At 70.7% G+C, this 13,022-nt stretch carries 11 protein-coding genes; 7 read left to right on the plus strand and 4 right to left on the minus strand.

Features of this window, described 5'->3' with window-relative positions; all coding sequences use genetic code 11:
* Positions 1–3 precede the first annotated feature (3 nt).
* Positions 4–3,000, plus strand: coding sequence for a beta strand repeat-containing protein (locus E9232_RS33235; protein ID WP_309801572.1), 2,997 nt, complete (start codon positions 4–6; stop codon positions 2,998–3,000).
* 16 nt (positions 3,001–3,016) lie between these two features.
* On the opposite strand, the gene E9232_RS33240 is transcribed toward E9232_RS33235, so the two are convergent.
* On the minus strand, positions 3,017–3,916 hold the full coding sequence (locus tag E9232_RS33240; protein WP_309801574.1) for a LysR family transcriptional regulator: 900 nt from the start codon (positions 3,914–3,916) through the stop codon (positions 3,017–3,019).
* A gap of 130 nt (positions 3,917–4,046) precedes the next feature.
* On the opposite strand from E9232_RS33240, the gene E9232_RS33245 reads away from it, so the two are divergent.
* Positions 4,047–5,615, plus strand: coding sequence for an MFS transporter (locus tag E9232_RS33245; protein ID WP_309801575.1), 1,569 nt, complete (start codon positions 4,047–4,049; stop codon positions 5,613–5,615).
* Between the two features lie 122 nt (positions 5,616–5,737).
* Here E9232_RS33245 and E9232_RS33250 read toward each other — a convergent pair whose 3' ends face one another.
* Both E9232_RS33250 and E9232_RS33255 read right to left on the minus strand, forming a co-directional pair.
* The gene (locus E9232_RS33250; protein ID WP_309801576.1) at positions 5,738–5,905 is read right to left on the minus strand and encodes a YqaE/Pmp3 family membrane protein; all 168 of its coding nucleotides are present in this window, start codon (positions 5,903–5,905) and stop codon (positions 5,738–5,740) included.
* Positions 5,906–6,017: 112 nt separating this feature from the next.
* Positions 6,018–6,605, minus strand: coding sequence for a hypothetical protein (locus E9232_RS33255; protein WP_309801577.1), 588 nt, complete (start codon positions 6,603–6,605; stop codon positions 6,018–6,020).
* Between the two features lie 144 nt (positions 6,606–6,749).
* On the opposite strand from E9232_RS33255, the gene E9232_RS33260 reads away from it, so the two are divergent.
* The 5 genes from E9232_RS33260 (at position 6,750) to E9232_RS33280 (ending at position 12,599) form a co-directional block, all read left to right on the plus strand.
* Positions 6,750–7,550 carry a transporter substrate-binding domain-containing protein gene (locus E9232_RS33260; protein WP_309801578.1) on the plus strand — a complete coding sequence of 267 codons (801 nt, stop codon included), beginning with the start codon at positions 6,750–6,752 and terminating at the stop codon, positions 7,548–7,550.
* 19 nt (positions 7,551–7,569) lie between these two features.
* Positions 7,570–8,238 (plus strand): amino acid ABC transporter permease, encoded by a 669-nt coding sequence (locus E9232_RS33265; RefSeq protein WP_309801579.1) that lies wholly within the window; start codon positions 7,570–7,572, stop codon positions 8,236–8,238.
* Entirely contained in the window at positions 8,235–8,888 is a 654-nt protein-coding gene (locus tag E9232_RS33270; protein WP_309801580.1) for an amino acid ABC transporter permease, read from the plus strand. The genes E9232_RS33265 and E9232_RS33270 overlap by 4 nt, the downstream gene beginning before the upstream one ends.
* Before the next feature lie 77 nt (positions 8,889–8,965).
* Positions 8,966–11,095, plus strand: coding sequence for a mechanosensitive ion channel family protein (locus tag E9232_RS33275; RefSeq protein ID WP_309801581.1), 2,130 nt, complete (start codon positions 8,966–8,968; stop codon positions 11,093–11,095).
* A 115-nt stretch (positions 11,096–11,210) separates the two neighbouring features.
* Positions 11,211–12,599 (plus strand): M20 family metallopeptidase, encoded by a 1,389-nt coding sequence (locus E9232_RS33280; protein ID WP_309801582.1) that lies wholly within the window; start codon positions 11,211–11,213, stop codon positions 12,597–12,599.
* A 104-nt stretch (positions 12,600–12,703) separates the two neighbouring features.
* Here the strand turns inward: E9232_RS33280 and E9232_RS33285 are convergent, their stop codons facing one another.
* Entirely contained in the window at positions 12,704–13,021 is a 318-nt protein-coding gene (locus E9232_RS33285) for a hypothetical protein (RefSeq protein WP_309801583.1), read from the minus strand.
* Position 13,022 lies beyond the last annotated feature (1 nt).

Below are 13,022 nucleotides of genomic sequence, written 5' to 3' on the forward strand. Positions count from 1 at the left end.
ATCATGTCCACATTCACCGGCACCGACGCCCCGGAAACCATCACGCCCGGCTTCGTGTCCCCCACCGTGACGGCGGTCGGCGGGCAGCCGGCGCCCTCCGCCGAGGCCGATGTGATCTCCGCCGGCGGCGGCAACGACATCGTCGCCGGCGGCCGGGGCGACGATCTGGCCCTGCTGGGCGCGGGCGACGACGTGTTCGGCTGGTCGCCGGGCGATGGCAACGACGTGGTCGAGGGCCAGGCCGGCACCGACACGCTCGACTTCGCCGGCGCGAACATCAGCGAGAACATCGACATCTCGGCCAATGGCGGGCGGGCGCGGTTCTTCCGCGACGTCGCCAACGTCACTCAGGACCTGAACGATGTCGAGCGCATCGAATTCCATGCCCTGGGCGGGGCCGATCGGGTCACCGTCAACGACATGACCGGCACCGACGTGACCCGGGTGACGGTCGATCTGGAAGGCGTGCTGAACGGTGGGGCCGGCGATGGCCAGGCGGATGTGGTGACGTTGAACGGCTCGGCAGCGGCCGAGACTGTGACCCTGGCCCTGTCCGGCACGGCGGTGGTGGCGGTCGGGCTGGCGGCGCAGGCGCTGATCGACCACGCCGAGGCCACCGACCGGCTGGTGGTCAACGGCCTGGGCGGCAACGACCGGATCGATGCCCGGCCGCTGGCGACGGCGGCGATCGGCCTGACCTTCGACGGCGGCGCCGGCAACGACACGCTCCTCGGCGGTGCCGGGGCCGATACGCTGCTGGGCGGCGACGGCAATGACGTCGTGGTCGGGGGGCGCGGCGACGACGTGGCCCTGCTGGGCGCGGGCGACGACATCTTCGCCTGGAGCCCTGGCGACGGCAGCGACGTGGTCGAGGGCCAGGATGGCATCGACACGCTGGTCTTCCGGGGCTCCAACGCCAGCGAGAGTATCGACATCTCGGCCAATGGCGGGCGGGTGCTGTTCCTCCGCGATGTCGCCGCGGTGACCATGGATCTGAACGATGTCGAACGGATCCAGTTCGCCGCGTTCGGTGGCGCGGACCGGATCACCGTGAACGACCTGTCCGGGACCGACGTCACCCGGGTGACCGTCGACCTGGAGGCCGCCCAGAATTCCGGCACCGGCGATGGCCAGGCCGATGCGGTCGGCGTGCTGGGCACCCTCGGCAACGACGTGGTCACGGTGACTTCGTCGGCCGCCGCCGTCGAGGTCACCGGGCTGGCGGCGTCGGTCGTGGTAGAACATGCCGAGGCGGCGCTGGACCGGCTGACGGTCCAGGGGCAGGCCGGCGACGACGTGATCGACGCCTCCGGGCTGGCCGCCGGCCGCATCGGGCTGACCCTGCTCGGCGGCCTCGGCGCCGATGTGCTGATCGGCAGCGTCGGTGGCGATCAGGTCACCGGCGGGGACGGCAACGATGTCGCCCTGATGGGGGCCGGCGACGATGTCTTCGGCTGGTCGCCGGGCGATGACAACGACACGATCGAGGGCCAGGCCGGCACCGACACGCTCGACTTCGCCGGCGCGAACATCAGCGAGAACATCGATATCTCGGCCAATGGCGGACGGGCGCGGTTCTTCCGCGACGTGGCCGCCATCACCATGGATCTGAACGATGTCGAGCACATCGAATTCCATGCGCTGGGCGGGGCCGACCACATCACCGTCAACGACCTGACCGGCACCGACGTGACCCGGGTGACCGTCGACCTGGAAGGCGTGCTGAACGGCGGGGCGGGGGACGCCCAGGCGGATACGGTGATCCTGAACGGCTCGGCCGTCGCCGACACCGTGACCCTGACCCAGTCCGGCACGCAGGTGGTGGCGACCGGACTGGCGGCGCAGCTGGTGGTCGACCATGTCGACTTCGTCGACCAGCTGACGATCAACGGCTTGGGCGGCAACGACCGGATCGACGCGCGGGCGGTGACCACGTCGCCGCTCATCCTGAGGTTCGACGGCGGCGCCGGCGACGACATCCTGATCGACGGCGCCGTGTCCGACCTGGTGCAGGGCGGCGACGGCAACGATGTCGTGATCGGTGGCGGCGGCAGCGACTTTGCCCTGCTGGGCGCCGGCAACGACACCTTCGCCTGGGCGCCGGGCGACGGCAACGACATCGTCGAGGGTCAGGACGGCACCGACGACCTCAGCTTCCTCGGTGCCGCCGTCAACGAGATTCTCGACATCTCGGCCAATGGCGCACGGGCGACCCTGGTCCGCGACGTGGCGTCCGTGACCCTGGACCTGAACGGCGTCGAACGCCTCCAGATCAAGACGCTCGGCGGGGCCGACACCATCCATGTCCACGACCTGACCGGGACCGACATCATCCGGGTCGGGGTCGATCTGGCCGGGTCGAACCCGGCGGCCGGCGACGGCCAGGCCGACACGGTGGCGGTGGACGGCACCGCGGGCGCCGACCGGGTCACCGTCGCGTCCTCGTCCGCCAGCATCGGCGTTGGCGGCCTCAAGGCCGTGGTCGCGATCACGCATTCGGAAACCGGCGACCGGCTGGTCATCGACGGCGGCGCCGGCAATGACGGGATCAACGCCGGGGGCCTGGCGGCCGGTCGGATCGGGCTGACCCTGGCCGGCGGCCTCGGCGATGACGGGCTGGCGGGCGGCGCCGGGGCCGACATCCTGCACGGCGATGCCGGGCGGGACCTCCTCGCGGGCGGCGCCGGGGCCGACCGGTTCGTGTTCGCCGCGGGCGACACCGGCGTGGGTGGCTCCGGCGACCGGATCAGCGACTTCAGCCATGCCCAGGGCGACAGGATCGACCTCTCGGCGATCGACGCCAGCACCGCGGTGCCCGGCGACCAGGCGTTCGCCTTCATCGGCGCCGGCGCCTTCACCGGCGTGGCCGGCCAGTTGCAAGCCGTCAGCGGCGGCGGCCTGACCGCGGTCAACGGCGACGTGAACGGCGACGGCGTCGCCGACTTCACCGTCGTCCTGACCGGCACGATCGGCCTGGTCGCGGCGGATATGGTGCTTTAGCCGGCGACCGGGCGGCTCAGCCCTCCGGGGCCGGGATCAGCCTCGTGCACATGAAGTCGACGAAGGCCCGCAGCTTCGGCGACAGGTGGCGGCTGGACGGCCACAGCAGCCAGAACACGCCCGGCGCCGCCTCATAGGGCTCCAGCACCGGGCGCAGCGCCCCGCTCGCCAGCGTGTCGCGCAGCGCGAAATCCGCCATGTAGATCAGGCCCAGCCCGCGCTGGGCGCCGGAGATCAGCGCCTCGGCGCTGTTGCACACCAGGGTCGCCGGCAGTCGCCAGGGCGGGGTCGCCGGGTCGGTCCGCAGGCCCCATTCCTGCAGCGTGCCGGCGGTCGGGTATTTGTAGCGCAGGCAGGCATGGTGCTCGAGATCGGCCGGGTGCTGCGGCACGCCGCGCCGCTCGAGATAGTCGGGCGACCCGACGATGTGGAAGCGGAACGGCCCGACCCGCCGGGCCATCAGCCGGGAATCGGTCAGCGTGCCGCTGCGGATCACCGCGTCCAGCCCCTCGGCGATGACGTCGACCATGTGGTCGTTGAAGTCGAGGTCCAGCTCGATCTCGGGATAGAGCCGCATGAACTCCGGCAGCACCGGCACCACCAGGTGGTGGAGGGCCGCCGGCACGCTGACCCGCAGCCGGCCGCGCGGCGTCTCCATGGCGTGCTGCAGCTCGGCCTCGGCGTCGGCCACGTCGCCCAGGATGCGCTGGCAGCGTTCGTAGAACAGCGCGCCTTCCGCGGTCAGGGTGATCCGCCGGGTGCTGCGGTGGAACAGCCGGGCGCCCAGCCGCTCCTCCAGCCTCACCACGCTCTTTCCCACTGCCGAGGCGGAGATGCCGAGCAGGCGGCCGGCGGCGACGAAGCTGCGGGTCTCGGCGGCGCGGACGAAGGCGGCCAGGCCGTTCAGGTTGTCCATTGCAAGATCCCGATTGCGGACTGGAATTCCGTTCACAGCGGAATTTGTGCCGGTTGGGCGATCATTACGGCCGGATTATCTTTCATGCAACGCCGCGAGGGAACGCGGCCCCCTCACATCAGAGTTGCCCATGCCCCGGAATCCTGATTCCGCGGCGGCGCCGTCCGCGTCTTCCGCCGGCCATGGCCGGATGGAGAAGCTGCTGGTGCTGGCCGCCGTGTGCCTGTCGCTGCTGGCCCTGCCGTTCAACTTCACCGGACCGGCCGTGGCGATGCCCGCCATCGCCCGATCGCTGGGCGGCGACCCGATCGCGCTGAACTGGATCACCAACGCCTTCATGCTGTGCTTCGGCAGCTCGCTGATGATCGCGGGCGCGCTGGCCGACGGCTACGGCCGCAAGCGGCTGTTCCTGATCGGCCAGGCGGTGTTCCTGCTGGCCTCGCTGGCCCTGACGGTGGTGCACGACCTGCTGGTGCTCGACCTGCTGCGGGCGCTGCAGGGCGGCGCCGGCGCCGGCGCCTTCTCCGCCGGCCTCGCGGCGCTGGCGCAGGAATTCGACGGCCAGGCCCGGACCCGCGCCTTCAGCCTGATCGGCACCACCTTCGGAATCGGCCTGGCCTTCGGCCCGCTGCTGTCCGGCCTGCTGGTCGAGACCGTGGGCTGGCAGGCGATCTTCCTCGGCACCGCCGTGCTCAGCGCCATCGCCTTCGGCTTCGGCTGGCGTTTCATGCGCGAATCGCGCGACCCCGGCGCCGCCGGGCTGGACTGGCCGGGCGCCGCCAGCTTCACCACCGCCCTGTCGCTGCTGACCTATGCCGTGCTGCTGGCACCGGAAGAGGGTTGGGGCAGCGCCTGGGTGGTCGGCCTGCTGGCCGGGACCGTGGCCCTGGCGGCCTTGTTCATCCGGATCGAGACCCGGGCGGCGCGGCCGATGCTGGACCTGACGCTGTTCCGCTTTCCGCGTTTCGTCGGCGTCCAGCTGCTGGCTGCGGCGCCGGCCTATTCCTTCGTGGTGCTGCTGATCCTGCTGCCGCTGCGCTTCGTCGGCATCGAGGGCTGGGGCGGCGTCGGCGCCGGCTGGATGATGATGGCGCTGTGCGGGCCGATGCTGGTGGTGCCGATGCTGGCGGCGCTGCTGACCCGCTGGTTCTCCGCCGGCGTGCTGTGCGGCGCCGGGCTGCTGGTCACCGCCGCCGGGCTGGTGCTGCTGTCCCAGGTGCCGCCGGGCATGGCCGCGGCTGCGATGGTGCCGCCGCTGCTGGTGATCGGCCTCGGTATCAGCCTGCCCTGGGGCCTGATGGACGCGCTGGCGGTCAGCGTGGTGCCGAAGGAGCGCGCCGGCATGGCCGCCGGCATCTTCAGCACCACCCGCGTGGCCGGCGAAGGCATCGCCCTGGCGGTGGTCGGCGCCATCCTGGCCGGCTTCGTCAGGACCGGCCTGGCGACGGTGTCCGGCCCGGTCGACCCGGCGACGCTGACCCTGGCGGCCCAGCGGCTGGCGATGGGCGACCTGGCCCAGGCCGCGGCGACCCTGCCGCAGGCCGGGCCGGCCCTGCTGGTTCAGGCCTATGGCGACGCGTTCCACGGCCTGCTGTTCGTGCTGGCCGCCATCACCGTGGTCTCGGCCGTGGTGGTGTTCGGCTTCCTGTCGCGCACCGTGCCGGTCGCGGAGCCGGAGCTGGTCCCGGCGGCGGAGTGAGGCGGCAGCCTGGGGCCCTCCCCCCACCCTCATCCCGCGAAAGCGGGATCTCGTGACGCTCTCACCGGCGAGAGATTCCCGCTTTCGCGGGAATGACGGCCGAAGGGAAAGCGGCGGGCGTTTCAATGCGGCGGGTGGATCGAGAGGATGTAGAGCGCGTGGATGATGCCCGGGATCCAGCCCAGGATCGTCAGGATGATGTTCAGCCGCAGCTCCGGCCCCGCCCCGATGTCGAGATAGACGGCGAGCGGCGGGCAGAGGAAGGCGAGGACGTACAGCAGCGTGACCAAGGACCGGGCCCGGCAGTGGATCCAGCCCTTGCCTAGTCCCCTCCGCCGCCCGGGGGCAAGGCCGGAGGTGTAACGGAATGTTGCCCGGCGCGGCTGCCGCCTCGCCCGCGGCTCACCCCAGCGTGTCGTAGAGGCGCAGGATCCAGGACAGCTGATAGGCGATGTTCGCGACCATGAAGACGAGATGGAACAACCGGTTGCGCGTGGCGATGGCAATGCCGCACAGCAGCAGATAGCCGGAGATCCGGAGCTCGTATTCATAGCCGAAGCCGCGCAGGTAGTCCGCCCCCTTTAGCAGCGTGTCGAAGACGTCGACCACGAAGGTCAGGGCGAGGATGCCGAAGAACCATTTCCGGCGGGACAGGAAATAGTCCTCGTAGCCGGCATAGTCGGTCAGGTCGTCGGGGAACAGCAGGACGCAGAGCAGGAAGAACAGCGCCGCGTAGAAGATGATGAACAGGTACAGGCCGAAGGTCCAGCTGGCGACCGCGAAGCGGAACTCCCACCACCAGAAATGGGCCACGGCCAGCAGCAGCGACAGGGCCCAGCCGAGATGGACCGGATAGACCCGCTGCCGCCCCGGATGCTGGACCAGCCGGGCGAAGCCGGTCAGCAGCCGGGTGATGCACAGGCCCAGCACGATGCCGATGATGACCCGGATGTGCAGATAGACCTGCGGGTTGGTTGCAACGCTGTCCATGGCCCGCTCCGCCGACTCTCCTGCCGCCAGCCTGCGACATGGTTCCGCGAGCATCAATCCCGCCCGATCGCTTCTGGCACGCCGCTTGCTGACCCGGGACCCGATGGGCGCGGCGGGCGCGCCGGCACGGATGGAAACAGTCGGATGGCGCTGGTGGATTGGGGACGGGGGCTGCTGGGCCTGGTGGTCGCGGCCGGGCTGGCGGCGATGGCGCTGCCGGCGGCGGCGGACGGGCTGGACGACGTGCTGGCCGCCAAGGTGATCCGCATCGCCGTGCCGCAGGATTTCCCGCCCTTCGGCTCGGCCGGGCCCGACCTGCAGCCGCAGGGCTACGACATCGACATGGCCAATCTGATTGCCCAGGATTTGGGCGTGGCGGTCGAACTGGTGCCCGTCACCAGTGCAAACCGGGTGCCCTATCTTCAGACCCACAAGGTCGACCTGATCATCTCCAGCCTCGGCCGCAACGCCGACCGCGAGAAGGTGATCGACTTCACCAGCGCCTACGCCCCGTTCTTCTCCGGCGTGTTCGGCCCGGCCGACGCGGCGGTGGCGAAGGCCGAGGACCTCTCGGGCAAGACCATCGGCGTCACCCGCGGCGCGCTGGAGGACCTGGCGATCTCGAAGGTCGCGCCGGCGGATGCCGACATCCAGCGCTTCGAGGACAACAACACCACCATCGCCGCCTTCCTGTCGGGCCAGACCCAGCTGATCGCCACCGGCAACGTCGTCGCCGCCGCGATCCTGGCGCGCGACCCGGATGTGAAGCCGGAGCCGAAATTCATCCTCAGCCAGTCGCCGTGCTTCATCGGCCTGAACAAGGGCGAGCCGAAGCTGCAGGCCAAGGTCAACGCCATCATCGCCGCGGCGAAGCAGGACGGGCGGCTGGAGGCGATCAGCAAGAAGTGGCTCGGCGCCCCGCTGCCGGGCGACCTGCCGGTCTGACCGCAAAGGCCCCGGCCCCTTGACCTTCCACTTCGCCGACCTGCTCGGCTATGGCGGGCTGATCCTGCGCGGGATCGGCCTGACCATCCTGCTGACCCTGATCGCCATCGCCGGCGGGCTGGTGCTGGGCGTGCTCGGCGCCCTCGGCCGCCGCTCGGGCCATGCGCCCGTGCGGATCGCGGTCGGCGCCTATGTCGAGCTGATCCGCAACACGCCCTTTATCGTCCAGCTGTTCTTCGTGTTCTTCGGCCTGCCGCGGCTGGGGATCCGGCTGGGCAGCCTGGAGGCGGCGGTGCTGGCCATGATCGTCAACCTCGGCGGCTACGCCACCGAGATCGTGCGCGCCGGGCTGGACGGGGTCGGCCGCGGATTGTGGGAGGCCGGGGCCAGCCTCGGCCTGTCGCGCTGGCGCACCTTCCGGCTGGTGATCCTGATCCCGGCGCTGGAGAAGGTGTATCCGTCCCTGGCAAGCCAGTTCGTGATCATCATGCTCGGCTCCTCGATCGTGTCGCAGATCGCGGTGCCCGAACTGACCTTCGCCGGCAGCTTCATCCAGTCCCGCACCTTCCTCAGCTTCGAGACCTATCTGACGGTCGGCGCGATCTACCTGCTGCTCTCCATCGGCCTGCGCCGGCTGTCGGACCTCGTCGCGCGGCGGCTGTTCCGCCATCGCCAGGTGCCGGCATGACCGGCTTCACCACCTGGGACATCCTGCGCAACCTGCTGCTGGCGGCGCGCTGGACCGTGGCCCTCAGCCTGATCGCCTTCCTCGGCGGCTTCCTGGCCGGCGCCGGCATCCTGCTGCTGCGCCTGTCGCACCGGCGCTGGGCGCAGCGGCTGGCCAAGCTGTATGTCCAGCTGTTCCAGGGCACGCCGCTCTTGATCCAGCTGTTCCTGTGCTTCTTCGGCCTGGCGCTGGTCGGCCTCGACCTGCCGCCCCTGGCCGCCGCGGCGATCGCCCTGACCCTCTACGCCGCCGCCTTCCTGGCCGAGATCTGGCGCGGCGCCATCGACAGCGTGCCGCGCGGCCAGTGGGAGGCGGCGCGGGCCCTGGCCCTGACCTGGCCGCAGCAACTGCGCCTGGTGGTGCTGCCGCAGGCGCTGCGGGTGGCGGTGGCGCCGACCGTCGGCTTCCTGGTCCAGGTGGTGAAGGGCACGGCGCTGGCCTCGGTGATCGGCTTCGTCGAACTGACCAAGGCCGGCACCATCATCGTCAACGCCACCTTCGATTCCGCCCGCACCTACGGCTTCGTCGCCCTGTTCTACTTCGCCCTGTGCTATCCGATCGCCCTGGCGGCGGTGGCGCTGGAACGGCGGCTGGCCCGCCCGGGGCGATAAGGGCCGGTTTCCTGCAAAGCCCGTTGCCACGGGGCGCGCTGCGGGACAGCATGCGGGCAATGGCGGGGAGGGGCGGGATGCGCTGGCTTTCGGGGGTTGTGGTCGCCGTGCTGCTTCAGCTCGGCGCGGCGGGGGCATGGGCGCAGCAGGCGACACCCGCGGCGCCGGCGCCGACGACCGAGCAGGCCCCGCCCGCGCCGGTGCAGCAGCTGCTCGACCTGCTGCGCAACCCCCAGGTCCAGGGCTGGCTGGCCCAGCAGCAGCAGGCCCAGCCCGCCGCGGTGGCGCCGGCGCCGATGCCGGGGTCGATGGAGACCGACGAGATCGACATGATGCGGGACCGCACCCGCACCAAGCTGCAATGGTATGCCGAGACCGCGCGCGACCTGCCGGGCATCATGGCCGGGGTCGGGGCCAAGCTCGCCGCCGCCCTGGCGATGATCGGCGTGCTCGGCCTGGTCCTGGCCGTGGCCGCCTTCGTCGGCGTCGGCATCCTGGTCGAATTCCTGTTCCGCCGCCTGACCGGGTCGATCCGGCGCCGGCTGATCCATGCGCCCGGGGCCGCGATCGGTGAGCATCTCGCGGTGTTCGCCGCGCGGCTGGTCTTCGCCGTCGGCGATGTCGTCGCCTTCGGCATCGGCAGTCTCGGCATCTTCCTCGCCTTCTCCTGGCCGAAGGGCTTCGAACTGCTGGTCGTGGCCCTGCTGGCGACGGTGCTGGTCGCCCGTCTCGCGCTGGCGGTGCTGCGGCTGGGCCTGGCTCCCGGCCGGCCGGACCTGCGGCTGATCGCGATCGACGAGCGGATGATCCCCGCGGCCATCCATTGGCTGGTGGCGATCCCGACGGTGATGATCGGCGGCGTCTTCCTGGCCCGGCTGATGCGGCGGTTGGACGCGCCGGAGGATGCGGCGCTGCTGATCCGCGAGCTGACCTCGTTCGTCGTGCTTTGCCTGGTCGTCGCCTTCACCTGGCGCCGCCGGGCCTGGGCGGCCGCGCCGGCCGAAGGGGCGGGGATCCGGCACGATCTCGGCCGCTGGGTGGTCACCGTGGCGATGGTGGTGGTCGCCGTCCTCGTCGCGCTCGGCGCCGTGCGCCTGGCCATGACCGTCTTCGTGGTCGCGCTGCTGCCCTGGGGCCTGCGCCAGATCCGCGAGGCGGCGCGGTCGGTGGCCTCGCCGGAATCGATCGAGGGCAAGGACAAGCCGCTGGCCATGCTGGTCGAGCGGGTGTCGCAGGCGGTGGTCCTGCTGGGCGCGTTGGCCTTCCTGGCCCGGCGCTGGGGCTTCGAATCGATGCAGGCGATGATGGCGGCGGAGGAGCCGGGCGCCATGGTGCTGCGCGGCGCGCTGCGCATCGTGCTGACGCTGATCGTGGTCGACCTCTTGTGGCATCTCGGTCGGGCGCTGATCGACCATCGGCTCAGCCGGTCGACCACCGCCATGTCGCATTCCGACGTGGTGCGCCAGGCGCGGCTGAAGACCCTGCTGCCGCTGTTCCGCAACGCCTATTTCATCACCCTGCTGACCATCGCGATCCTGGTGGTGCTGTCCTCGCTCGGCATCGATATCGGGCCGCTCCTGGCCGGCGCCGGGGTGATCGGCCTGGCCATCGGCTTCGGCGCCCAGACCCTGGTCAAGGACATCGTCTCCGGCGCCTTCTTCCTGCTCGAGGACGCGTTCCGTATCGGCGAATATGTCGAGATCGGCAACCTCAAGGGCACGGTCGAGGCGATCTCGATCCGCTCGCTCAAGCTGCGCCACCAGCGCGGCGCGCTGCAGACCGTGCCGTTCGGCGAGGCCCGGGCCATGACCAACCTCAGCCGCGACTGGGTGGTGATGAAGATGGAGTTCCGGGTGCCGTTCGACACCGATGTCGACCAGGTGAAGAAGATCGTGAAGAAGATCGGCGCCGAGATCGCGGCCGATCCGGTGCTGGGCCCGCATCTGCTCGACGCGCCGAAGTCCCAGGGCGTGCGCCAGATCGAAGAGTTCAACATGGTGGTCGGCATCAAGTTCATGTCGCGGCCGGGCGAGCAGTTCATGATCCGCCGCCAGCTGTACCAGCGCATCCTCGAGGAGTTCGACGCCGCCGGCATCCATCTGGCCCGGCGCGACGTCATCGTGCGCAGCCATGACGGCGGCGAGGTCGATCCGGCCCTGGCCGCCGCAGCGATCGCGGCCACCGGCAGCGGGCCGGCGAAGGGATAGGCCGCGCTTCAACGGTTGAGGTGTGAGAACGCCGCAGGGGCTTGGCGGCCCGTCCGGCATTTGCGACCAATGGGGGCCGGGCCGTGAGCGCCCGGCCAGCAGCGGAGGGCAGGGCATGTCACGGGACCGGGCGATCGCCGGGGCGGCGCGCTATTTCGACGAGGGCGGCTACCGTGCCGATCTCGACCGCCGTATCGGCTTCCGCACCGAAAGCCAGGCTGCCGACCGTGCGCCCCTGGCCGCCTATCTCGAACAGGAGATCGGGCCCACTTTGGCCCGGCTCGGCTTCGCCCTGCACGTCGTGCCCAACCCGGCGGCGCCCGACGCCCCGGCGCTGATCGCCCGGCGGCAGGAGGGCGACGGCCTGCCCGGGGTGCTGTGCTACGGCCATGGCGATGTGGTGCTGGGCGAGCCGGCGCAGTGGCGGTCGGGGCTCGACCCCTGGCGGATCACGGTCGAGGGCGACCGCTGGTACGGCCGCGGCACCGCCGACAACAAGGGCCAGCACTCGATCAACATCGCCGCGATCGAGCAGGTGATGGCCGCGCGGGGCGGGCGCCTCGGCTTCAACATGGCCTTCCTGGTCGAGACCAGCGAGGAGATCGGGTCGCCCGGGCTCGACGCCATCTGCGCCGCGCATCGCGACCTGCTGGCCGCGGACGTGCTGATCGCGTCGGACGGGCCGCGGCTCGACCGCGCCCGGCCGATGATCGCGCTGGGCACCCGCGGCGTGATCAATTTCGACCTGGCCCTGGCGCTGCGCGAGGGCAGCCACCATTCCGGCAACTGGGGCGGGCTGCTGCCAAACCCCGGCACCATCATCGCCAACGCCGTCGCCGCGCTGGTCGATGCCCGCGGCGCCATCCGGGTGCCGAGGCTGCGGCCGCCGGCGATTCCGGACTCGGTGCGCCGCGCCCTGGCCGGCATCCCGATCGAACGGGACGCCGAGGGCGAGACGCTGGCGGAAGGCTGGGGCGAGCCGGGGCTGAGCCCGGCCGAGCGCGTGTTCGGCTGGAACGCGCTGGAGGTCTTGGCCTTCACCACCGGCAACCCGGCGGCACCGCTGAACGCGATCCCGCCGGCGGCGCGGGCGCATTGCCAGCTGCGCTTCGTCGTCGGCACCGATGTGTCGGACCTGCCCGGTACCATCTCCCGTCATCTCGAGGCGCAGGGCATCCATGGCATCGTGGTGACCGAGTCGGGCACGCCGATGATGGCGACGCGGCTCGACCCCGACGACCCCTGGGCGCGCTGGGCCGCCGCCTCGATCGCCGCGACCGTGGGCACGGCGCCGATGGTGCTGCCCAATGTCGGCGGGTCGCTGCCGAACGAGGTGTTCACCGACACGCTGGGCCTGGCGACGATCTGGGTGCCGCATTCCTATGGCGGCTGCCGCCAGCACGGTCCGGACGAGCACCTGCTGGCCCCGATCGCGCGCGAGGGGCTGCAGATCATGACCGGGCTGTTCTGGGATCTGGGTGAGAGCGGGATCCCCAAGACGTAGGTTGGGTTCGCGTTGGCGAACCCAACTGCTCACCTCTTCCTGTCATTGCCCGGCTTGACAGAGAAAGAGAGCGCGGCATTGCTCTGAAATTTTCCTGCCGCCCGTCAGAGCCTCCGGAAGGTGCTGTCGTCGACAAGGGCGCAGAGCTGTTCCCCGAGAAAATAGGCGTGGGTCTGCTTGAACAGTAAGGTGGCCTCGATCTCAAAATCCTCTTCCTGATAGAGGAGAATGCGATCGCCCTCCTTCAGGCCGAGTTGGGCCACTTGGTCCTCAAGTGGCTTGCCATCGTACAGCAGGATCCAATAGCGACCGTCCTCTGTGCCGTCATTGGGTCGCAATAGACCCGCAGCACATCCGCCTCCTGCATTTGCCCTGTCGGCGTTTCCGGTGAGGTCGTCGTTGGGTTCGCGACGCGAACCCAAC

Origin of the sequence: Inquilinus ginsengisoli, from assembly GCF_031453975.1 — a bacterium.
Lineage (GTDB): Bacteria > Pseudomonadota > Alphaproteobacteria > DSM-16000 > Inquilinaceae > Inquilinus > Inquilinus ginsengisoli_A.